The sequence below is a fragment of the Humidesulfovibrio mexicanus genome (assembly GCF_900188225.1).
GTDB classification, from domain to species: Bacteria; Desulfobacterota; Desulfovibrionia; order Desulfovibrionales; family Desulfovibrionaceae; genus Humidesulfovibrio; species Humidesulfovibrio mexicanus.
Genome location: NZ_FZOC01000003.1, coordinates 15,981 through 38,358, shown reverse-complemented (window position 1 = coordinate 38,358; position 22,378 = coordinate 15,981). Strand labels below are relative to the sequence as shown.

Below are 22,378 nucleotides of genomic sequence, written 5' to 3'. Positions count from 1 at the left end.
ATAAAAGTATGTTGTCACGGTTTGGAACAAATGGGCGCGGCTAATAATAGCCATCAAGGAGAATATGTATGTTTGTGAAAGTAAACCGCGACGAAATCATTGAAGGCCTGCAGAAGTCCGCCGGCATCATTCCCGCCAAGACCGGCGCGGCCTTCCTGCGCAGCATTTGGCTGGAAGCCCAGGACGGCAGCCTCAAAATCATGTCCACGGACTCCAGTCTCGAATTCTGCGGCGAATATCCCGCCCAGGTGATGACCCCCGGGCGCGTTGGGGTGCAGGGCCGCGCCTTCTGCGACCTTGTGCGCAATCTGCCCAAGGGAGAGCTCACGATCAAGGTTGATGAAGAAGGCAAGAACATGCTCATCGAGCAGGGGCGCCGCAAGTACAAGCTGCCCGCCAACGAACCGGAGTGGTTCCAGGCCTTTGCTCCGTTCCCCGAAGGCGAGACCGTGTTTTGGAGCGGCGACTTCCTGCACGAGGTCATCGAAAAGATCGGCTTCTGCATCAGCGAAGAGGACAACATGGAGGCCATCGCCTGCCTGTACCTCAAGCCGGAGCAGGACGCTGCGGGCAAGCGCGTGGAGGTTTGCGGCCTGAACGGGCACCAGTTCGCCATGTTCACCTTTGTCAACGACGACATCTTCAACCTGCTCCCGCGCGATGGCGTGCTCATTCAGCGCAAGTATCTTTCCGAGCTGAAGAAATGGCTTGGTGCGGACGAGATTGAGTTGGCCATGGGCGAAAAGCGCCTGTTTTTGCGCACCGGGGACAAGCGCGAGACCTTTAGTCTGCCGTTGTCCTTCTACCAGTATCCCAACTATCAGGGTTTCCTTTCCAAGCTGAAGGATCCGACGGCCGCGCGCCTCACGGTGAACCGCTCGGAGCTCATCGACACCCTTGAGCGCATTCTGATCTTCAACACCGACAGCAATCGCTGCACCTACTTCCTGTTCAGCCCGGGAGAGGTTGTGCTGTACAGCCAGGGCCAGGACGTGGGTACCGCCCAGGAGCCCCTGGCCGCCACCTACCAGGGCGATCTGCAGCGCATCGCCTTCCCCACACGGAACCTCATCGAGATTCTGTCGCATTACGCTTCCCAGGAGGTGACGCTGATTCTGACCGGCGCCGAGGCGCCCTGCGGCGTGTCCGGCGACAAGGACCAGAATTACAACGTCATCATCATGCCCATGATGATCCAGGAAGAGACCTATTACGCTGAGGAAAACGCCTAAATGACCGAGAAGGAAAAGAACGCCGCCGCCTATACCGCGGACAGCATCACCGTCCTTGAAGGCCTTTCCGCCGTGCGCAAGCGCCCGGCCATGTACATCGGCTCCACAGACGCGCGCGGTCTGCACCACCTGGTGTACGAGGTGGTGGACAACGCCATCGACGAGGCTATGGCCGGGTACTGCACCCGGGTCAAGGTCACGCTGCACATGGACAATTCCGTCACCGTGTCGGACAACGGCCGCGGCATTCCCGTGGACATGCACCCCAAGGAGAAAAAGACCGCGCTCGAAGTGGTCATGACCATCCTGCACGCGGGCGGCAAGTTCGACAACAATGCCTACAAGGTTTCCGGCGGCCTGCACGGTGTGGGCGTCAGCGTGGTCAACGCCCTGTCCGAGACGCTAACCGCCACGGTGAAGCGCGGCGGCCGCGCCTACCAGCAGACCTACGTGCGCGGCGTGCCCGCCGGGCCCGTGACCGAGCTTGGCGAGGCCACCGGCACCGGCACAAAGGTGCGCTTCAAGCCCGACGAGGAGATCTTCGAGACCAATCAGTATGAGTACGCCATCCTGAAAAAGCGTTTTCAGGAACTGGCCTACCTGAACCGGGGCATCGAGATCGAATTTCTGGACGAGCGCACCGGCGACAAGGATAATTTCAAGTTCGAGGGCGGCATCCGTTCCTTTGTGGAGGATCTGAACCAGGGGCAGACCGCTGTCCATGAAATGATCTACGCCATCGGCGAAAGCGACTCCGGCGAGCACGGCACCGTGGTCACCGAAATCGCCGTGCAGTACAACCAGGGCTACAAGGAAAACGTCCAGACCTTCGCCAACAACATCCGCACCATCGAGGGCGGCACGCACCTGGCCGGCTTCAAGACCGCGCTCACCCGCGCGCTGAACACCTACATCCAGAAGTCCGAGCTTTCCAAGAAGCTCAAGGAGAAGCTGGCGGGCGACGACGTGCGCGAGGGCCTCACCGCCGTGGTCAGCGTCAAGCTGCCCATGCCCCAGTTCGAGGGCCAGACCAAGACCAAGCTCGGCAACTCCGAAGTTGCTGGCCTGGTTGCTGGCCTGGTGTACGAGAAGCTGACCACCTTCCTTGAGGAGAATCCCAAGGAGGCCAAGGCCATCATCGAGAAGGTGGTGGACGCGGCGCGCGCGAGAGAGGCCGCCAGAAAGGCCCGCGACCTGGTGCGCCGCAAAGGGGCGCTCTCGGACAACGCCCTTCCCGGCAAGTTGGCCGACTGTCAGAGCAAGGATCCCGGCGAGTCCGAAATCTTCATCGTCGAGGGCGATTCCGCAGGCGGTTCGGCCAAGCAGGGCCGAAACCCGCGCATCCAGGCCATTCTGCCCCTGCGCGGCAAGATCCTGAACGTGGAGAAGACCCGCTACGACAAGATGCTTGGCAACAAGGAAATCCGCGCGCTGATCACCGCCATGGGCGTGGGCGTGCCGGGCAACGGCCTGGATGACGAGCATACACCGGATTTTGAGCGCCTGCGCTACCACAAGATCGTCATCATGACCGACGCCGACGTGGACGGCAGCCACATCCGCACCCTGCTCTTGACCTTCTTCTTCCGGCAGTACCGCGAGCTCATCGACCGCGGGTTCATTTACATCGCCCAGCCGCCGCTGTTCCGCGCGCACAAGGGCAAATTCGAGCAGTACATCAAGGACGAAAAGGAACTGCACGCCTTCCTGCTTTCCCAGGCGGAAAGGGATCTTGCCGTCACCGCGCAAGAGGCCGAAGCCGGGCCGAGGGTGTTCCGCGCCAAGGAATTGCGCGCCTTGCTGGATCAGATCCGGCAGCTCAAGGACCGCGTGCGCGAGGCCCTGCACATGGGCATCGAGGAACCGCTGTTCATCTCCCTGGTGCGTCAGCCCCGGCGCGCGCCGGAGGATTTCGCCGCCGCCCCGGTGGAGGAACTGCTTTCCGGCGTTGTGGATGCGGGGTACGGCGTGCATCTGGATGTGGAGCAGGGCGAGGACGAGACCGAGCGCCGCAGTTTCGTGGTGTTCACCAGCGCCAACGGGCACCGCACGCGCTTGGGGCTGGAGTTCTTCAACTCCAAGACCTACCGCAAGGCCCAGGAAATGTACGAAAGCCTGTCCAGCCAGTGCGGCGGGCACGAGTTCAGCCTTGCCCGCGCCGAAGGCGCTTCCGTGAAGGTGAACGGCTTCTTCCCGCTGCTGGACGCGGTGCTCGAGGAGTCGCACAGGGGCTACACCGTGCAGCGCTACAAGGGTCTGGGCGAAATGAATCCGGAGCAGTTGTGGGAAACCACCATGGACCCGGACAAGCGCACCCTTCTTCAGGTCAAGATCGACGACGCCGAAGCGGCGGACCGCATCTTCAGCGAGCTTATGGGCGACTGCGTGACCCCGCGCCGCGAGTTCATTGAACGCAACGCCATGACCGTGGAAGAACTGGATATTTAGGGAGTAGAGCCCTGGGGGCGACGCCCCCTGAGCGGCCGGAGGACAGGCGTTCTTCGGAATCCCGCCATGATTGGAGTGTGTTGAAGTACTTGCGGAGTGAATGCCCCCCGCCTCTTGCAGGGGGTTCAGGGGCGTTGCGCTCCCTTGGTGGTGTGGGGAAAACCGGTGGAAGAGGCGAAGTTTTCGCCCCGGCTGCCCGCACCGCCGCCATATACGACGGAGGACATACGTGAGTCAGAACGTCACCATTGAACGCGAGATGCAGAAATCCTACCTGGAGTACTCGCTCTCGGTCATCGTGGGCCGCGCCATACCGGATGTGCGCGATGGCCTGAAACCCGTGCACCGGCGCATCCTGTTCGCCATGCACGAGCTCGGCAACGCCTACAACCGCGCCTACAAGAAGTCCGCCCGCGTGGTCGGCGACGTCATCGGCAAGTACCACCCGCACGGCGATTCCGCCGTGTACGACGCCCTGGTGCGCCTGGCCCAGGAATTCTCCATGCGCGACACGCTGGTGGACGGGCAGGGCAACTTCGGCTCCATCGACGGCGACGCCGCGGCGGCCATGCGTTACACCGAAGTGCGCATGGCCAAGCTGGCCAGCGAGTTCTTGGGCGACATCGACAAGAACACCGTGGACTTCCGCCCCAACTACGACAACACGCTCGAAGAACCCGTGGTGTTGCCGGCCAAGGTGCCCAACCTGCTCTTAAATGGCAGTTCGGGCATCGCGGTGGGCATGGCCACCAACATTCCCCCCCACAATCTGGGCGAACTCATCGACGGCACGCTCCACGTCCTGGAGAATCCCAACTGCTCCGCGCGCGAGCTGCTGCCCATCATCAAGGGGCCGGACTTCCCCACCGGGGGCCAGGTGTACGCGGGCAAGGGCCTTGTGGACGCCTACACCACCGGCCGCGGCAGCATCCGGATGCGCGGCGTGGTCCACGTGGAAGAGGTCAAAAAAGGCGGCAAGGAGAACGTGGTCATCACGGAAATTCCTTACGCCCTGAACAAGTCGAGCCTGGTGGAGAAGATCGCCGCCCTGGTCAACGACAAGAAGATCGACGGCGTATCCGACCTGCGCGACGAATCCGACCGCAAGGGCATCCGCATCGTGCTGGAGCTCAAGCGCGGAGCCATCGCCGACATCGTCATCAACGCCCTGTACAAGTTCACGCCACTTGAAACCAGCTTCGGCATCAACATGATGGCCGTGGTGGGCAACAGGCCCAGGCTGCTGAACCTCAAGCAGATTCTGGCCCACTTCCTGGAACACCGGCGCGAGGTCATCATCCGCCGCACCCGCTTCGACCTGGACAAGAGCGAGGCCCGGGCCCACATCCTGGAAGGCCTCAAAATCGCCTTGGACAACATCGACGAGGTGGTGGCCCTCATCCGCGCCAGCAAGACCGCACTGGACGCCAGAAGCGGCCTCATGGAGCGTTTCAGCCTTACGGAAGTGCAGGCCCAGGCCATTCTGGACATGCGCCTGCAGCGGCTCACCAACATGGAGCGCGAAAAGCTCCTGGACGAGCTCAAGGAGCTGGAGAAGCTCATCACCTGGCTCAAAAGCGTGCTGGCCGACGAAAACGTGCTCAAGGGCGTCATCCGCGACGAATTGAACGAGATGAAGCAGGGCTACGCCACACCGCGCAAGACGCAGATCATGACCGAAGAGGCCGCGGACATCGCCATCGAGGACCTCATTCCGGACGACGAGTGCGTCATCACCCTGTCGCGGCGGGGGTACATCAAGCGCACCAGCCTTTCGCACTACCAGCAGCAGAAGCGCGGCGGAAAGGGCATCGCCGGAGTGTCCACCAGCGACGGCGACTTCGTGCACACCTTCCTCTTGACCAGCAACCACCAGTATCTGCTGCTCTTCACCAACCAGGGCCGCATGTACCAGCTTAAAACCCACCAGGTGCCCGAGGCCGGTCGCTACGCCAAGGGCGCGCACATCGCCAACCTGGTGCCCCTGGAGAAGGACGAGAATATCGCCACGGCGCTGACCCTGCGCGAGTTCGCCGAGGACCGTCAGTTCCTCTTCGTCACGCGCCGGGGCATGGTCAAGCGCACCAGCGCGGCGCTGTACGCCAACAGCCGCTCCACAGGCATCCGCGCCGTCAGCCTCAAGCCAGAGGATGAATTGATGATGGTCTGCGGGGTGCATGGCGATGCGGAGATTCTGCTCATCACCGAGCAGGGCACCGCCATTCGTTTCGCGGTCGGCGAGGTCCGGCCCACAGGCCGCGCCACGGAAGGGGTCAAGGGCATCGCCCTGCGCGGTCGCGACCGTGTGGTGGCGGGCGTGGTCACCGGCGATCCCGAGCGCGAGCAGATCCTTACCGTGAGCGAGAACGGCTACGGCAAGCGCACCCCGCTGGACCAGTACCGCGCGCAGTCGCGTTCGGGCATGGGCATCATCAACATGCGCGTGACCGACAAGACCGGCAAGGTGGTGGGCGCGGTGATGGTGGCCGAGACCGACCAGATGGTCATTTTGTCCTCGGCCAACAAGATCGTGCGCTTCCCCGTGCGCCAGGTAAGCCTGAACCTGGGCCGCGCCACCCAGGGCGTGAAGCTCATCAATCTTGACGAGGGCACCGTGGTGGCCGGGTTCGACCTGGTGCAGCGCCAGGGCCTGGACCCCATGGACGGCCTGGAGGCCGAAGGCGTGGAGGGAGTGGAGGACGCTCCCGGCGCAGAGGAGTAAGCCTTGCGCGCGGCGCGCACAGCTGCGAAATCATGGGCGGCGGCGCTTCCGGCAGTGATGCTGGCGGCGTTCGCCGCTCTGTGCTTGGGCTGCGGGGGCACGCAGGCCACCGGCTCGGACCTGGACCTGCGCCTTGCGCGCGAGGCCTATGCCTCCGGCTATTTCCTGGAGGCCGAGACCGCCTACGAGCGCTATTTGCAAGCCGACCCGCACGGCCGTCACAGGCTGGAGGCCTGGACCCGGCTGGTGGAGATCTGCTCCGGGGTCAAGGGTGATCCGGACAAGGCGGTAAGCCTGCTGGAGACGGCGACCCTGGAGTACGGCTCGCGGCCCAAGGAAAATTGGGCGCTGCTGTTCCGCCTGGGCGAGCTGTACGAAGTGCGCGGCCAGCGGCAAAAAGCGATCGAGGCCTGGGGGCGGTGCCTGGATACGGCGGACGGCGACGCCGAAAAAATCGTGCACGTGCAGATGCGCATGGCCGTGGCCAACCGGGCCATCGGCAAAAGCGATCTCGCCGTGGACCTGCTGACCCAGAGCATCGCGCAGGCGGAGGACCAGGAGGTGCGGGCCCGCGCCCGCTACGAACTGGCGCAAACCTACGCGCTGTCCTGGAATTGGGCCAAGGCAAAAGAAATTCTGCAAAAGGTGCTCTCCGAGGAAACAACCCCGGCGGAAACCAAGGTCATGAGCGCATTCCTGCTGGCCGAGGCGTATGAGGTGGAGCACAACCTGCCCAAGGCCAGGGAACTGCTTCTGTCCATCAAGGACAGCTACCCCAATCCGGAAGTCATCGTCATGCGGCTGTCCGGGCTGGGACAGCACAACGAGAGCCCATCCGTGGCCAAGCTGCAACCCGGCGACGCCGACATGCAGAACGCCGGCAGCGCAAACGTGAAGCGCCGCCGCGTGAGCGCCAAATAGCCGCCTCCGCACGTCCGGGGCGAAGCAAACCATTTTTGATCTGAATCAGGGGGCGCTGCCCCCGGCACCCCCGCAAAAGGGCCGCGAGCCCTTTGGAATCCCTTTGTGAAGGGGAGACAATGCGGTCTGGGGAAAGCCGGGGATTCTGGACGGTGCGCCGACGAGGTTTTTGTTCAGGGACCATGCTCACGGCGCGATTCCTGCGGGGTTTTGCCCGCAGGAATCGCGCCGCGTGCGCAGGGGCTCCGGGGGGCGCGTAGCCACCCGGCGGGGTTCCAGGGGCGGCGCCCCTGGCGTGCTGCTATTTGCCGTCCAGCCAGCCGTTCAGGGCGTCGATGATCTTGCGGGCCTGGTCTTCGCTGGAGATGGTGAACTTGCTCTGCTGCTTGTATTCGCCGTTCTGCTTGCGGTAGCGGCGGATGGTGAAGGCCACGGGGCCGTACCCGTTCTTGGCCTTGTCCCAGGAGCGGTACTTGAAAAGCACGGTGGCCCATGCGCCCTTGGACAGGACCACCTTGTCCAGTTCCTCGGTGACGACGACGCCGTCCTCTTCGTAGCTGATGGTGAGTTCTTCGACGGTTTCGGCCATGCCTCCCCCTTGTTTGGTGTTGCGTGTCTGCGCCCCTTCGGCGCGGTGCCGGGGTCTATACCGGCGCGGCCATGTTGTCCAGCAGGCGGAACAGCAGCCCGCGCAAGGAAGCCAGGCGCTCGGGCCGGGCGGCCATGTCCGCTGCGGACTGCACATAGGGCCATTTCACAGGGTCCAGGGTGATTTCGTCGGCGCAGTTGCGCGCAAGTTCCGCCATGCTTTGGGCGTTGGTTTCCAGGTGGAACTGCAGGGCCACCACGCGGTCGTTGCGCGCGCTGAAGGCCTGGTGGGCGCAGGCCTCGCTTCTGGCGGTCCACTGTGCGCCGGGGGGGATGGAGAAGGTGTCGCCGTGCCAGTGGAAGGCCGCGTATTCTTGCGGCAGCGAGGCGAACGCACGGCTTTTTGAAGCGTCCGGCCCTGCGCTCACCGTGTGCCAGCCGATTTCCCGGTGCGCGTTTTTCGTCACCGCGCCGCCCAGGGCCTCGGCCAGGAGCTGTGCGCCCAGGCACACGCCCAGTACCAGCTTTCCGGCCTCGATGCTGCTTTTGAGGAAGCGCTTCTCCATGGCCAGCCAGGGGTGGGCGTCCTCCTCGTAGATGTTCATGGGGCCGCCCATGACGATGAGGAAGTCGAAGCTGTCCGGATGCGGCGGGGTTTCGCCGTTCCAGAGGTCCGTATGGCTGAGGCTGTGGCCGCGTTCTTGCGCCCAGGCGGCTATTTCGGCTTCTGTTTCAAAACGTGCATGGCGAAGGCTATGCAGGCGAAGCATGGTCCCTCCTGGGGGTTCTGGTTGGGTGCCCAACGGGAAAATGCCCCAGGAACGCGATGCTTGTCCAGGCTTTGCGCGCCCCCTACAGGTCCACGAGGGTCACGTCTTCCGGCGCCAGGGGCTCGCCCAGGAAGATTTCGCCCACCTTGGCGAAGCGCTGGGGGTCGTCTGTGGCGAAGAAGCGCACGCTGCCGCCCGCGCGCGCGCCGGGCTTGCGCAGGCCCCGCTCCGTCAATTCGGCGGCCACGCTTTCGGCCGTGGTTTCGGCGCTGTCCACCAGGCACACGCCCTCGGGCAGGGTTTTGCGGATGGCCTGGGCCAGCACGGGAAAGTGGGTGCAGCCAAGCACCAGGCAATCGGGCTTGCCGCCGGGGAATTCGGCCATGAGCGGGGTGAGGTAGCGCGCGGCCACGGCTTCCACCTCCGGGCCTTCGGTCCAGCCTTCCTCGGCCAGGGCCACGAAGACCTGGGCCGGGCGGGTGGCGATGGTGGCCTCCGGCCGCAGGCGCAGGATGGCGGTCTGGTAGGCCGCGCCGCGCACGGTGCCGCGCGTGGCGATGACGGCGATGCGGCCGTGCGGGGCCTGTGCGGCGCAGGCGCGGGCGCCGGGCTCTATGACGCCCACCACGGGGATGTGCGGGTAGGCCTGGGCCAAGCCGGGCAGGGCCACGGCCGAGGCGGTGTTGCAGGCGATGACGAGCAGCTTGACGCCCTGGTCCACCAGGACCTTTGTGGTCTGCAGGGCGTACCGGGCCACGGTTGCGCCGCTCTTGGTGCCGTAGGGCAGCCGGGCGGTGTCGCCCAGGTAGAGGAAGTCCTCGCCGGGCAGGGCGTTTTTCAGGGCGCGCAAGACCGTGAGCCCGCCCACGCCGGAGTCGAAGACCCCGATGGGCAGGGAGGCGGTGCTGGCGGAGGAATCGGAACTCATGTCGGACCCATGCTCCCTTTGCGGCTGTGGCCGCGAGGGGATTTGTGCACCGGGAGGGCGCGGGAGTCAATCCGAGCGGTTCACAATCTTGCCCGCCAACGTGCAACGCAGCATATCTACATCGTCTAGACTCTCCTCAAGCATGTTAAGAACAAACGCCCTGAGCACGAACTTGAAGTTTCTGCAATAGTTGACGAGGTAGGAGGGCATAGTCTTGGGTCTGTACTTTTTGGCAGAGTTCAGGTGAGACAATGCGAAAATCAATTCCAGAGGAGGGACAACGTAGTGTTCCGCCGTCGCAAGGGTGCTTTCGTAATCCGTCTGCGACCAGTGAGAACAAAAGTCTGTGGTGAAGTCAGAGTAGCGATACGGATGGCTGTGAAAGCTACCAAGGCAGATAAGTCCCGGTATTGCATTTGTTATGGAGGTGACTTTGAAGTCATGACCCTCAGATGGGCAGCAGGAATTGTGCGTCCGGTACTCGTAATTTTGCATCACAGAAGCGCCTGTGACTATATAGGTGATGTCTTCCTGATCTTCCGTGACGAATCCAAAGAGTCGGCCCCATACTTCCCCTTCTCCTGGCAAGTCCTCTCCATTCCCAATATATGAAGAAGGGTAGACCTCAACCGATGACGTGAGAATAGAGAGAAATGCCCCGTCGCTTACTTCCACCCGTATTCTTTTCCCCTCATGGTTGACATGAGCGAAGTGTGGCGACGCGATTATCTGCGGCTTCTTGGAGTCGATGAAGGCCTTAAGTTCCGCATACAACTCTTCCAACTCATCAGTAGCTTGCCTCTGATTCGTCACGTTAGCCACCACCCTTTGGCTATGCGGTCAAGCCATTGTCCCCCTACCCCTCCAGCATCCGCTTCACTTCCGCCTCGTCCTCCACGATCTCGAAGGCCTCGCGCAGGGTTTGCGGCACCTTGGCCGGGCGGCCGGTCGCGAGGTCGATGAACACCCACTGGGTTTCGGCCTCGGCCAGCACAACGCGGTCGGCCGCGCGCCAGAACAGGTAGCGCCGCGCGCTCTGCCGGGGCGAGAAGCTGGAGATCCACGTGCAGGCCGTGACGGTTTCGTCCAAAAACGAGGGGCGGCGATAGGTGATGGTGTGCTGGCGCACCACCCAGCCCGCGCCCTCCCGCACGTAACGGTCCATGGGCCAGCCCTGGGCCGCGCTGTGGGCCACGGCGACGTCCTGCATCCAGGCCACGTAGCGGGTGTTGTTCACATGGCCTTGCACGTCGATGTCCGTTTTGGCGACGACGATGTCCTGCGAGAAGATTCTGGGCACGGGGGATGCTCCTTGCGGCCGCGCGGCGCGGCCTGCTTACACTTCCGGGGCGAGCCCGGCCTTGGCCACTGTGGCCATGCCGCCAGCCACGTTGACCACGCGGTCGAACCCGGCCTTGGCCAGGGTGACAAAGGCTTCGTAGGAGCGCGCGCCGGAGTTGCACACCAGCACCACCGTGCGGTCGCGCGGCACCTCGTCCAGCCTGCCCGCCAGCTGCCCCTGCGGGATGTTGTGCCACTCGCCGAAATACCTGGCCAGGTACGGCGCGGCGTTGGGCTGTTCACGGCAGTCCAGGAAGAACGCCTTGCCGCTTTCCCGCTCGGCGAAGAGCTCCGCGAAGGCCAGGGCGTCGATGCTTTCGTTGCGGCCGGAGAGGATGTTGTCGCCCACGTTGCCCAGCACGTTGACGATGTCCATGGCCGAGCTGAAGGGAGGCGAGTAGGGCAGTTCCAGCAGCGACAGGTCTGTCACCGTGGGCCGGTGCGGCATAAGCGCGCTCACCGCGCCGATGCGCCCCACAAGGGCGTCGCCCAGGGAGCACACGCCCTGCACGCCCAGCACGCGCCGGGTGCCGCGTTCGGCGACAAGCTCAAGGAACATGAAGTCCTTGTCCGGGTAGAAGTGCGCCCGGTCGAATTGGCTCACCTGCACGGCCACGGCGTCGAGCCCGGCGCGGCGCGCGGCGTCCAGGGTAAGCCCCACGCCGGAGGCCGAAAGCTCGAAGAGCTTGACGCACCAGGCCCCGGCCGCTCCGGGGAAGCGTGAATCGCCCCCGCAGAGGTTGTCGCCGATCACCCGGCCCTGCCTGTTGGCCAGGGAGCCGAGCGGCAAAAAGAAGTCCTGCCCGGTGACAAGGTTCTTGATCTCCGCGCAGTCGCCCCCGGCGAAGATGTCCGGGTCGCTGGTGCGCAGGGTCTCGTCCACCACCACGCCGCCGCGCGGCGAGACGTCGAGCCCGGCCGCGCGGGCCAGCTCCGAATTTGGGGCAACGCCCACGGCCATGATGACCAGGTCGGCTGCGATGGTTTCCTCGCCCACGGCGGTCCGCAGCACCACGCGCTCGGCCTTGCCTTCGCCCTCAATGCGCGCCGCCTGCGCGCCCAGGCGGAAGGCCACGCCCTTTTCCTCCATGTGGCGCTGGGCCATGGCCGCAAGCACGGGGGAGAGCACCGTGGGCAGCACCGTGGGCGCGTATTCCACCACCGTGGTCTCAATGCCCCACATGTCGGCCAGGGCCACGGCCATTTCCAGGCCGATGAAGCCCGCGCCCACCACAACCGCGCTGCCCACGCGTCCGGACGAGAGGCCCTCGCGGATGGCCATGGCGGCCTCCAGGTCGGCCACGGCCCGCACGCCAGGCAGTTCCGCGCCGGGAATGGGCAGTATGCGCGGGCTGCTGCCCGTGGCCAGCACCAGCCTGTCGTAGGGCAGATCTTTCTCGACCCCGGTGTCCAGGCTGCGCACGCGCACGGTTTTGGCTTCGCGGTCGATGGAAAGGGCCTCGGTGCGCGGCCGGGCCTCCACGCCCTTTACGTCGCGGAAAAAGGCCACATCGCGCAGCATGTGGAAGGATGTGGACTGCAATTCGTCCACGTCGCTCACATCGCCGGACACAAAATAGGGGATGCCGCAGCCTCCGTAGGAGATGCGTGCGCCGCGGTCGACCATGACCACGCGCGCCTCGGGATCGAGCCGTTTGGCGCGGCAGGCCGCCTTCGGCCCCAGAGCCACCCCGCCAATGACCACGATGTTTCCGCCCATGGGTATCCTCCCGCCTGTGCCGCGCCGAGGGCGCGGGTTGCTAGTGCCCGGCAGTGTACGCGCGCACCGCTTCGGCCACGCGCTCCTCGATGTCGCGGGCGATGGCCTGGGCATCCTCTTCGGAATACCGGCGCATGTCCGAGGCGAGTTCCGCCACCTGCTCTTCGCTCATGCCGGTAAGCTTCTCCACAAGGAAGCTCTCGGGTTCGGCGCCGTCGCACAGGCCGCCGCAGCCGCCCAGCATTCCGAGAAATTCGCCATCGACGATCACCGGCACGGCGATCAGCATCAACCCGGCGTCACACTCGGTGATGACGCTCTTGCCGGTCTGCCGGGCCTCGGCGCGGACGGCCTGGTTCACCACGGCGCATATGCCCGTGCCCGCGCCGGGAATCTTGCGCAGGGCCGGGCAGAGCCGGTTGCCCCACAGCTCGCGTCCGGTGAAGGGCGCGCCGTCCTTGTTGTGTGCGTGCGCGCTCACGCCATAACGGTCGTAAATGTCTTGTTCGAGCTTTGCCCACTCTTTCGCAGGCAAGATGTCCGTCATCTCCATGGCAACCTCGCAGATGTGTTTCAGGTGTTGCGCTCGGACGCGAACCGGTTCTGGCACAGGCGCACGCCTGCGTCAAACCTCTGCCGCGACACGGCAATGCGTTTCTTCGCAGCACGTTGCCTACTCCAAAAACCGGGCGGAGGCACCCAAAAAAATGGCTCGTGAAAGCCTTGACATCTTATCAGGAAAGATTACTGTTCACATCAAGACGCAAGGAGGAAACCATGGCCAGCCTGCACACCTACCGCGACCTTGAGATCGACTGGAGCATGACTCCCTGGGATGCCGTGACCCTGTACCTGGAATGGGGCAACAACTCCTGGCGGGCGGACCACCAGCCCGTGCGGTCCAAGGCCGACTACAGCAACTACTTCGTGGTCTACACCTGGGACAGCAAGCCCAGGGCCATTCTGGTGCGGCGCAATTCCGAGGAAGCCAGGGAACTGGCCGAAGTGGAGCTGCCCGACGATCTGGCCCGGGAGTTCATGCAGTCGGTCGGCGGGCTTAAGGGCGTGTATCCGCCCGACCAGAACGTCCGCCACTGGCTGGAATCCCAGTTGCGCCCCCAACAGTAGGACTCCGCGCATTCCGAGACGAACACCCGGACAGCGCTTTCCCTATCCTCCTCTTCCTTCCCCGAAACGCATCCTCCTCTCCCACTCGCCAGACGGGGCCGGGCAACCGGCCCCACCTCTTTTCCCGGGCCAGGGCACGGCTTGCCCCCGTGGGCGGCGCGCGCTACACAGGCGGTGCGACCACACCAACCCCCTCAGGAGCCGCCATGACGCCGTCCCCCCTCGCTCTGATGCGTCCCTTCCGTTCATTCCCGGTCAGCGCGCTGGCCCGGCGTTTCGCCGTGTTGGCCCTGGCGGCGCTGGCGTTGGCGCTTGTGGCGGCGGGCTGTGCGCACATGCCCAGGATGCTTGGCGGCAGCGGAAATGTGGAGATGCGGCTGGACGGCGAGCAGCAGCACGAGGCCCGCGTGCCCGCAGGCAGCCTGCTTGCGCTCGACATGCGCGATCCCGGCCTTTCCGGTTACGTGTTCGCGGGCACGTCCTTTGATCCCGTCCTGCTGCGCCTGGACGGCATCGAGCCCTTTGAGGACGGACGGCGCGTGCGGTACACCTTCACCGCCCTGGCCGAGGGCGAGTGCGATGTCGTCATCAAGATCCGCAAGCCCGAGCCGAACCTCAGGCCCGACATCTTCAAGCAGGTCAAGGTCACGGTCACGAAATAGCCGCCGCAGCCCGCCCCCTGCGGCCTGGAGGCCACCATGCGCTTCACCGGCATCAATCACCTGGCCATGGCCACCGGCGACATGGACGCCACCATCCGCTACTGGCGCGACCTGCTGGGGATGCGCCTGGTGGCCGGGTTGGGCCACCCCGGCTCGCGGCACTACTTTTTCGAGATCAGCGCCCAGGACATGATCGCCTTCTTCGAATGGCCCGGCGTGGAGCCAGGGCCGGACAAGGACCACGGCGCGCCCGTGCGCGGCCCCTTCACCTTCGACCACATCTCCTTCGGCCTGGAGGACGAAAACGCCCTGTGGGAGCTGCGCGACCGCCTGGACGCCGCCGGGTTCTGGGTGTCCGAGGTGGTGGACCACGGTTTCATCCGCTCGCTGTACTCCTTCGACCCCAACAACATTGCTGTGGAGTTCAGCGTGCCCGCGCCCGGCGTGGATCTGCGCGCGCAGCCCGTCATGGCCGACAGCGCGCCCACGCCCTTGGCCCGGCAGGGGGCCGAGCCCGTGCCCGGAGCGTGGCCCGAGCCCGTCGCACCCACCCGGCCGGAAGACCGCCGCGCCTATCCCGGCGAGGGGCTTCTGCTCGTGGGCCGCGACCCCGCCGCCGAGGGCAGGGCAGGCGGCGGCAAAGGCCCCAGGCATGTGTAGCGCTTCGGGCGCGCTGCTGCTCCCTTACCCGCCCGGCTGCCGCGTTGCCGCCTTTGTGCGCCGCGAAAAACGCTTCACCGCCGTGACCGTGGACCCGCACACCGGCGCGGAGCTGCGCGCGCACACCAACAACACCGGCTCCATGCTGGGGCTTTTGCGCCCCGGAACCCAGGCCCTGCTCTCGCCTGCGCCGCAGCGGGCAACAGGGCCGCAGCGCGCGCTCCAATGGACCCTGGAGGCCCTGGCCCTGCCCGGCGGGCACAGGGGGGAACCCCCCGCCTGGGTGGGCGTGAACACCTTGAGCCCCAACCGTCTGCTGGCCGCGGCCTGGCGCGCGCGCCTGCTGCCCGAGGCCCTCGCCTACACGGGCTTTGCGCCTGAAGCCAAAACCGGCGCCAGCCGCCTGGACGCCCTTTTGACAGGCCCCGGCCTGCCGCCGCTCTATGTGGAGTGCAAGAACGTGACGCTTGTGGAGGACGGCCAGGCCCAGTTCCCGGACGCGGCCAGCGAGCGCGGCCGCAAGCACCTGGACGAGCTTGTGCGTTTGCGGAGCGAGGGCTGCCGGGCAGCGCTGTTCTTTCTGACGCAGCGGCCGGACGGCGACTGCTTCGCCCCGGCCGAGGCCATAGACCCGCAGTACGCCGCCGGGCTGGTGCGCGCCCTGCGCGCCGGGGTGGAGCTGTGGGCCTGGCGCGCGCGGGTGACGCAAGCGGGCGTCCATCTGGCCGAACGCCTGCCCCTGGCCCCCTGCTGGGCCGCGCGCGTGCGGGAAGAAGGGGGCTGAGCCATGTGGCGTCTTGTTCTCGGAGCGGTGCTCATCAGCTTTTCGCCCCTGTTCGTGAAGCTGGCCGCGCCCTACGGCGTGGGCGGCGATGCGGCCGCCTTCCACCGGGTGCTCATCGGCGGGGTCGGGCTCTATCTGGCCAGCCTTGCCAGCCGCGAGCCGCGCTCCAGGCTTTCGGCCATGCCGCGCGCGGGCTGGTGGTGGTCCCTTGCGTGCGCGGGCTTCTTCGCCGGAGATCTGGTGTGCTGGCACCTGTCCATTCTGTACATCGGGCCTGGGCTGTCCACGCTGTTCGGCAACTTCCAGGTCTTCGTGCTGGCGGCCTGGGGCATCGTGTTCCTTGGGGAGCGGCCTGGGCTGCGCTTCTTCGCGGGCCTGGCCCTGGCCATGGGCGGGCTTCTGGCCATCGTCGCGCCCGCCTGGGCCAGCGCCGGGGCCGACTATCATTGGGGCGTGCTCTTCGGCCTGTTCTCCGGCCTCTTTTATGCCGGGTTCATCCTGGCCCTGGGCCGCAGCATGGCCCTGTGCGGCGACGGCTCGCAGCTGGCCGTCATGACGGCCAACTCGCTGATGACCGCGGCCCTGCTGCTGCCCGTGCTGCTGGTGCGCGGGGAAAGCCCGCTGCTGCCCCTCGGAATGCCCCTGCTGCTCATGGCTGGCTACGGCATCACCTCTCAGCTCATGGGCTGGGCGCTCATCTCGCGCGGGCTGCGCGATACGCGCATGTCGCTGGCCGGGCTTATTTTGCTGTTGCAGCCCGCCCTGGCCTACGTGTGGGACCTGGCCTTCTTCGCCCGGCCCGCCGGACTGGCCGAGCTTCTGGGCGTGGCCGCCACGCTGGTCGGCATCGGCCTGGGCGCGCGGCGGCGGTAGCCCCGGCGGAGGACCGCCTCCGTCTTGATTCTTCGCCCCCTTTTCTCTATCGTCCGCCCACGCTGACGCGAGTCAGGAAAGGAGCAAGCCCATGCCCGAAATCACCCTGGCCGGACGCGCAATCGGACCGGACCACGCCCCGCTTGTCATCGCCGAGATCGGCATCAACCACGAGGGCGACTACGCCAAGGCCGAACGCATGGTGCGCGACGCGCACGCCGTGGGCTGCGAGTGCGTGAAGTTCCAGTGCCACGTGGTGGAGGACGAGATGAGCCCGCAGGCCAAAACGGTCATTCCGGGCAACGCCAAGGAATCCATCTACGAGATCATGGAGCGCTGCCAGCTTTCCGAGGCCGAGGAGCGCCGCCTGATGGACCTGGTGCGGAGCCTGGGCATGATCTACCTGTCCACGCCCTTTTCCCGCGCCGCGGCCGACCGCCTGGAGTCCATGGGCGTGCCCGGCTACAAGATCGGCTCCGGCGAGTGCAACAATTACCCGCTCATCGACCACATCGCCGGCTTCGGCAAGCCGGTCATCCTTTCGACCGGCATGAACGGCATGGACAGCGTGCGCAAGAGCGTGGAGATCCTGAGGCGGCACAAGGTTCCCTTCGGGCTCATGCACACCACCAGCATGTACCCCACCCCGCCGGAAAAGGTGCGCCTGGGGGCCATGGTGCAGCTCATGGAGGCCTTCCCCGACGCAGTGGCGGGCCTCTCCGACCACACCCTGACCATCTACCCCTGCCTGGGCGCGGCGGCGCTGGGGGCCTCCATGCTGGAGCGGCACTTCACCTCGGACAAAAGCTGGCCCGGACCGGACGTGTTCCTGTCCATGGACCCGGAGGAGATGCGCCAGCTCATCCAGGGCAGCGCCATCATCCACAAGGCGCGCGGCGGGGAAAAGGGCGTGCTGCCAGAGGAACAGGTGACCATCGACTTCGCCTACGCAAGCTGCGTCACCATCGCGCCCGTCAAGAAGGGCGAGGCCTTGTCCAAGGCCAACCTCTGGGTCAAGCGGCCCGGCACCGGGCAGATCCTGGCCGAGCACTTCGAGGGGCTCCTTGGCCGCGCGGCCGCCCGCGACATCGACACGAACACGCAGCTCGCCTGGGACATGGTGGAAGGCGGAAAGGACTAGCATGGAACTCACAGGCAAGAAGATCCTCGTCACCGGCGCGGGCGGCTTCATCGGCTCGCACCTCACGGAAATGCTCCTGCGCCAGGGCGTGGATGTGCGCGCCTTCGTGCACTACAACGCCTTCTCCTCCTGGGGCTGGCTGGACAGCTTCGAGCCGGAGCTGAAAAAGAGCCTGGACGTGTTCCCCGGCGACATCCGCGACCCGAACGGCGTGCGCACGGCCATGCGCGGCTGCGACGTGGTGCTGCACCTGGCCGCCCTCATCGCCATCCCCTATTCCTACCACTCGCCCGACACCTACGTGCAGACCAACGTCACCGGCACCCTGAACATCGTGCAGGCCGCCCGCGACCTCGATGTGCAGAAGGTGGTCCACACCTCCACCAGCGAGGTGTACGGCACCGCGCGCTTCGTGCCCATCACCGAGGAGCACCCCCTGCAAGGCCAGTCGCCCTATTCGGCCACCAAGATCGGCGCCGACCAGATCGCCCTGTCCTTCCACGCCGCCTTCGGCACGCCCGTGGCCGTCATCCGGCCCTTCAACACCTATGGCCCCAGGCAAAGCGCCCGCGCCGTCATCCCCACCATCATCACGCAGATCGCGGCGGGCAAGCGGCGCATCAAGCTGGGCGCGCTCACCCCCACGCGGGACTTCAACTTCGTCACCGACACCGCGCGCGGCTTTGTCGCCGTGGCGCAAAGCGACGCCGCCGTGGGCGAGGTCGTCAACGTGGGCAGCGGCTTCGAGGTCAGCATCGGGGACACGGCCAAGCGCATCGCCCACGTCATGGGCGCCGACATCGAGATCGAGTGCGACGAGGCCCGCCTGCGCCCCGAGAAAAGCGAGGTGGAGCGCCTGTTCGCGGGCAACGCCAAGGCCGCGCGCTTTTGCGCCTGGCACCCGGCCTACGGCGGGCTGGACGGCTTCGACCGGGGCCTGGCCGAGACGGCCGCGTGGTTCGCCGATCCCGAGAACCGCAAGGCCTACAAGGCCGACATCTACAACATCTAGGGACAAAAGCGCGTGCCCGGCTGCCCCACCCCGCCCCAAAGCGCCGCCTTCGGCCGCGCCGTGGTCTTCGGTGCCTGCGGGTTCCTGGGCCGCGAGCTGGTGCGCCTGCTGCTGGACTCCGGCGCGCGCGTGCTGGGCGTGGACACGCGCCCCTGGCCCGGCGCGCTGCCGGAAGGGTATGCGCATGAGGCGGGCGGCGAGGCCGCGCTAGGCCAGGCTGCGGCGTTTTTGCGCCAGGGCCGGGCCGGGCTGGCTGGGTGCTCGGGATCGTGCTCCGCAGGCCAGGGGGGGCTCCCCCCTGGACCCCCGTTGGGTGAAGAAGGCTATGATTGCGCTGGGGCGGCGCAGGATGCGGGCCGGGCCGGGCTGGCGGCGTTCTTCCACATGGCGGGCCTGGCCGATGCCGGGGCCTGCCAGAAAAACCCGGAGCTTGCCCGGCGGCTCAACGTGGACCTTGTGGCCGAGGCGCTCGCAGCGCTTTCCGGCGTGGCCTGCGCCTTCGTGTTCCCGTCCACGGGCATCGTGTACGGCGACGCCCTGGGCCGTCCGGCGCGGGAGGACGACCCCCTGTTGCCCGCGGCGCAGTACGCGCGCGGCAAGATCGAGGCCGAGGGGCTCATCCGCGCGGCCTGCGCCAGCGGTCCTCTGCGCGGGGCCATCGCCCGGCTGTCTAATCTCTACGGTCCCGGCGGCGGCGAGAACACGGTGCTGGGCCGCGTGCTGGCCCAGGTGCGGCGCGGCGAGCCCCTGCGCGTGTGGGACGAGAGCCCGGTGCGCGATTTTCTGCACGTGGCCGATGCCGCGGAAGGGCTGTTGTGCCTGGGGCTGGCGGCCAACGCCCTGGTTCCCGGCTCCCTGGTTCCCGGCTCCCTGGCTTCCGGCCCCCTGGCGGAAGGCGGCTGCCTTACGGCCAACCTGTCCACGGGCGCGGGCACGCGCATCGGCGCGCTCCTTGACCTTGCGGCGGAACTTTTTCATACTTCCCGCCTTCCGCAGGAGCGGGAGCCGGACCCGGCGGCGCGGGTCTCCAGCCTGGTGCTGGACAACGCGCGCCTGACCGCGCTCACGGGCTGGCGGCCGGGCATCGGGCTGGCCCAGGGCCTGCGCGGCTGCCTGTAGCGCCCCGGCCTCGCGGCCGGTCCACCCACAGCACCTTCCACACAGGACAAGCATGAAGCGCACAATCGCCATCTTTACGGGAAACCGGGCCGAATACGGCCTGCAATACCCCATCATCAAGGCCATCAACGCCCACCCGGACCTGGACGGCTATCTGTTCGTTGGCGGGGCGCACCTGGACGAGGACTTCGGGGCCACCAAGAGCGAGATCGAGCGCGACGGCTTCGCCATCCACGCCGAGGTGAAGATGACCATGCGCCACGACACGCTGGCCGCCACGGCCCAGGCCATCGGCACGGGCATCGTCAGCCTTTCCGAGGGGCTGGACGCCCTCAAGCCGGATTTCCTGGTGGTCTACGCCGACCGCTTCGAGGGCCTGGCCGCGGTCATCGCGGGCACGCAGATGGGCATTCCCACCGCGCACATCGAGGGCGGCGACATCACCGAGGGCGGCGCCCTGGACGACAGTGTGCGCCACGCCATGACCAAGCTGTCGCACCTGCACTTCACCACCAACGAGGAGGCCGCCGAGCGCGTGCGCAAGCTGGGCGAGGAGCCCTGGCGCGTGTTCAACGTGGGCTTCCCGGCGCTGGATCTGATCGCCCAGGGCAACTACGCCGCGCCGCAGGAGCTGGCCGACCGCTACGGCCTGGACCTTTCGCGGCCGGTGGCCGTGTTCACCCAGCACTCCGTGACCACGGAGTTCGAGGCCGCGGCGGCCCAGGTGCGCCCGGCCCTGGAGGCCATGCGCAGGCTTGCGGAGGAGGGCGTGCAGGTCATCCTCACCTATCCCAACAACGACGCGGGCGGAAAGGCCATCATCGCCGAGATCGAGGCGCTTATGGCCCGGGGCCTGCCCAACCTGCAGGCCCACAAGAGCCTGGGGCGGCGCAACTATCACGGTATGCTGAACATCTGCGGCAAGGCCGGGCGCGGCGTGTACGTGGGCAACTCCTCCAGCGGCATCAAGGAGACGGCCATCTTCGGCTGCCCGGTGGTGAACATCGGCTCGCGCCAGCAGGGCCGCCTGCGCGCGGACAACGTCATCGACACCCAGTACGACCAGGACCAGATTTACGCCGCCTGCCTGAAGGGCATCCACGACGACGCCTGGCGCGCCCACTGCGCCACGGTGCAGAACCCCTACGGCTCCGGCGACGCCGGGCCGCGCATCGCCCAGGTGCTGGCCACGGTTGCGCTCGGCCCCGCCCTGGTGCAGAAGAAGATGACCTACTAGCGCGCCAGGCCGGAGGGACGCCCATGCCCAAGGACAAGTGGAAGCAGGTGCTCGTTGCGCCGGAGACCCCGGCCATGGACGCCGTGCGCCTCATCGACTCCACCCGGATGCAGATCGCCCTGGTGGTGGACGCCTCCGGGCGGCTTCTGGGCACCGTCACCGATGGCGACGTGCGCCGGGCCATCATCTCCGGCGTTCCCCTCACCGGGCCGGTGGCGGACATCATGTTCCGCACGCCCACCACGGCCCCGCCCGAGGCCGATCACGAGGCCCTGCTCTCCTTGATGCAGACCAAGGTGCTGCGGCAGATCCCCATCGTGGACGCGGCGGGCCGGGTGGTGGGGCTGGAATCCATGATGGACCTGCTCTCCCGCGAGGTGCTGCCCAATGCCGTGGTGCTCATGGCCGGGGGCAGGGGCCAGCGCCTGCGGCCGCTAACCGACCTGTGCCCCAAGCCGCTGTTGCGCATCGGCGACAAGCCCATCCTGGAGATCATCCTGGAGACCTTCGTGGCCCAGGGCTTCCGCACCTTCTACATCTCCATCAACTACATGGCCGAGAAGGTGGTCGAGCACTTCGGCGACGGCTCCCGCTTCGGAGCGTCCATCAGCTACCTGCGCGAGGACCAGCCCATGGGCACCGCCGGGGCGCTGACCCTGCTGCCGCCCATGGAGCGGCCCTTTCTGGTGATGAACGGCGACCTCTTGACCAAGGTGAACTTCGCCCATTTGCTGGACTTCCATGAGTCGCAGGGGGCGGCCGCCACCATGTGCGTGCGGCCCTACACCACGCAGATTCCCTACGGGGTGGTGCATGTGGAGGACCACAAGCTGGTGCGCATAGAGGAGAAGCCCACCCAGACGGTGTTCGTCAACGCGGGCATTTACGCCCTTTCGCCCGACGCCTTGGCGCGCATTCCGTCCGGCCAGGCCTTTGACATGCCCGCGCTCTTCGAGACGCTTGTGGCCGAGGGCGCGCCCACCTTGGCCTTTCCTGTGCGCGAGTACTGGATCGACATCGGCCGCGTGGGCGACTACGAGCAGGCGCAAACCGACTACTCCCGGCATTTCGGCTAGCTGGCCGCCCGGCGTC

At 66.4% G+C, this 22,378-nt stretch carries 21 protein-coding genes; 14 read left to right on the top strand and 7 right to left on the bottom strand.

The annotated features are described in order from the left end of the window. Window positions 1-68 precede the first annotated feature (68 nt). The 4 genes from dnaN to CHB73_RS06860 all read left to right on the top strand — a co-directional run bounded on the left by dnaN (window position 69) and on the right by CHB73_RS06860 (window position 7,323). On the top strand, window positions 69-1,232 hold the full coding sequence (dnaN, locus tag CHB73_RS06875; RefSeq protein WP_089273501.1) for a DNA polymerase III subunit beta: 1,164 nt from the start codon (window positions 69-71) through the stop codon (window positions 1,230-1,232). After that, window positions 1,233-3,680, top strand: coding sequence for a DNA topoisomerase (ATP-hydrolyzing) subunit B (gene gyrB / locus CHB73_RS06870; RefSeq protein WP_089273499.1), 2,448 nt, complete (start codon window positions 1,233-1,235; stop codon window positions 3,678-3,680). Window positions 3,681-3,939: 259 nt separating this feature from the next. Further along, window positions 3,940-6,402: a DNA gyrase subunit A gene (gene gyrA, locus CHB73_RS06865; protein ID WP_235641565.1), complete on the top strand. Its 2,463-nt coding sequence runs from the start codon at window positions 3,940-3,942 to the stop codon at window positions 6,400-6,402. Window positions 6,403-6,459: 57 nt separating this feature from the next. Next, complete coding sequence (locus tag CHB73_RS06860; protein WP_089273495.1) at window positions 6,460-7,323, top strand: tetratricopeptide repeat protein; 864 nt, start codon at window positions 6,460-6,462, stop codon at window positions 7,321-7,323. 301 nt (window positions 7,324-7,624) lie between these two features. Here the strand turns inward: CHB73_RS06860 and CHB73_RS06855 are convergent, their stop codons facing one another. From CHB73_RS06855 to CHB73_RS06825, 7 genes are all read right to left on the bottom strand, one after another. Then, entirely contained in the window at window positions 7,625-7,912 is a 288-nt protein-coding gene (locus tag CHB73_RS06855; RefSeq protein ID WP_089273493.1) for a hypothetical protein, read from the bottom strand. Between the two features lie 55 nt (window positions 7,913-7,967). After that, window positions 7,968-8,681, bottom strand: a complete 714-nt coding sequence (locus CHB73_RS06850) for a type 1 glutamine amidotransferase (RefSeq protein ID WP_089273491.1) — start codon at window positions 8,679-8,681, stop codon at window positions 7,968-7,970. Between the two features lie 82 nt (window positions 8,682-8,763). After that, window positions 8,764-9,609, bottom strand: coding sequence for a glutamate racemase (murI, locus tag CHB73_RS06845; protein WP_089273489.1), 846 nt, complete (start codon window positions 9,607-9,609; stop codon window positions 8,764-8,766). Between the two features lie 66 nt (window positions 9,610-9,675). Next, entirely contained in the window at window positions 9,676-10,422 is a 747-nt protein-coding gene (locus CHB73_RS06840; RefSeq protein WP_089273487.1) for a hypothetical protein, read from the bottom strand. Window positions 10,423-10,465: 43 nt separating this feature from the next. Beyond that, on the bottom strand, window positions 10,466-10,909 hold the full coding sequence (locus CHB73_RS06835) for an acyl-CoA thioesterase (protein WP_089273485.1): 444 nt from the start codon (window positions 10,907-10,909) through the stop codon (window positions 10,466-10,468). Between the two features lie 36 nt (window positions 10,910-10,945). Next, the gene (locus CHB73_RS06830) at window positions 10,946-12,670 is read right to left on the bottom strand and encodes an FAD-dependent oxidoreductase (RefSeq protein ID WP_089273483.1); all 1,725 of its coding nucleotides are present in this window, start codon (window positions 12,668-12,670) and stop codon (window positions 10,946-10,948) included. A 40-nt stretch (window positions 12,671-12,710) separates the two neighbouring features. Continuing rightward, complete coding sequence (locus CHB73_RS06825; protein ID WP_179216940.1) at window positions 12,711-13,217, bottom strand: PocR ligand-binding domain-containing protein; 507 nt, start codon at window positions 13,215-13,217, stop codon at window positions 12,711-12,713. A gap of 230 nt (window positions 13,218-13,447) precedes the next feature. On the opposite strand from CHB73_RS06825, the gene CHB73_RS06820 reads away from it, so the two are divergent. The 10 genes from CHB73_RS06820 to CHB73_RS06775 all read left to right on the top strand — a co-directional run bounded on the left by CHB73_RS06820 (window position 13,448) and on the right by CHB73_RS06775 (window position 22,362). After that, the gene (locus CHB73_RS06820) at window positions 13,448-13,798 is read left to right on the top strand and encodes a DVU0772 family protein (RefSeq protein WP_089273478.1); all 351 of its coding nucleotides are present in this window, start codon (window positions 13,448-13,450) and stop codon (window positions 13,796-13,798) included. A gap of 206 nt (window positions 13,799-14,004) precedes the next feature. Next, window positions 14,005-14,460, top strand: a complete 456-nt coding sequence (locus CHB73_RS06815; protein WP_089273476.1) for a hypothetical protein — start codon at window positions 14,005-14,007, stop codon at window positions 14,458-14,460. A gap of 36 nt (window positions 14,461-14,496) precedes the next feature. After that, window positions 14,497-15,120 carry a VOC family protein gene (locus CHB73_RS06810; protein WP_089273474.1) on the top strand — a complete coding sequence of 208 codons (624 nt, stop codon included), beginning with the start codon at window positions 14,497-14,499 and terminating at the stop codon, window positions 15,118-15,120. Further along, window positions 15,113-15,904, top strand: a complete 792-nt coding sequence (sfsA, locus tag CHB73_RS06805; protein WP_089273472.1) for a DNA/RNA nuclease SfsA — start codon at window positions 15,113-15,115, stop codon at window positions 15,902-15,904. Before CHB73_RS06810 ends, sfsA begins: the two co-directional genes overlap by 8 nt. 3 nt (window positions 15,905-15,907) lie before the next feature. Next, window positions 15,908-16,777 (top strand): DMT family transporter, encoded by an 870-nt coding sequence (locus CHB73_RS06800; protein WP_089273470.1) that lies wholly within the window; start codon window positions 15,908-15,910, stop codon window positions 16,775-16,777. A gap of 91 nt (window positions 16,778-16,868) precedes the next feature. Then, complete coding sequence (locus CHB73_RS06795; protein ID WP_089273468.1) at window positions 16,869-17,918, top strand: N-acetylneuraminate synthase family protein; 1,050 nt, start codon at window positions 16,869-16,871, stop codon at window positions 17,916-17,918. A gap of 1 nt (window position 17,919) precedes the next feature. Then, window positions 17,920-18,930 (top strand): NAD-dependent 4,6-dehydratase LegB, encoded by a 1,011-nt coding sequence (locus CHB73_RS06790; protein ID WP_089273466.1) that lies wholly within the window; start codon window positions 17,920-17,922, stop codon window positions 18,928-18,930. A gap of 12 nt (window positions 18,931-18,942) precedes the next feature. Continuing rightward, window positions 18,943-20,049 (top strand): NAD-dependent epimerase/dehydratase family protein, encoded by a 1,107-nt coding sequence (locus CHB73_RS06785; RefSeq protein ID WP_089273464.1) that lies wholly within the window; start codon window positions 18,943-18,945, stop codon window positions 20,047-20,049. Window positions 20,050-20,101: 52 nt separating this feature from the next. Continuing rightward, the gene (gene neuC, locus CHB73_RS06780) at window positions 20,102-21,286 is read left to right on the top strand and encodes a UDP-N-acetylglucosamine 2-epimerase (protein ID WP_089273462.1); all 1,185 of its coding nucleotides are present in this window, start codon (window positions 20,102-20,104) and stop codon (window positions 21,284-21,286) included. 23 nt (window positions 21,287-21,309) lie between these two features. Next, the gene (locus CHB73_RS06775) at window positions 21,310-22,362 is read left to right on the top strand and encodes a nucleotidyltransferase family protein (RefSeq protein ID WP_089273460.1); all 1,053 of its coding nucleotides are present in this window, start codon (window positions 21,310-21,312) and stop codon (window positions 22,360-22,362) included. Window positions 22,363-22,378: the final 16 nt, after the last annotated feature.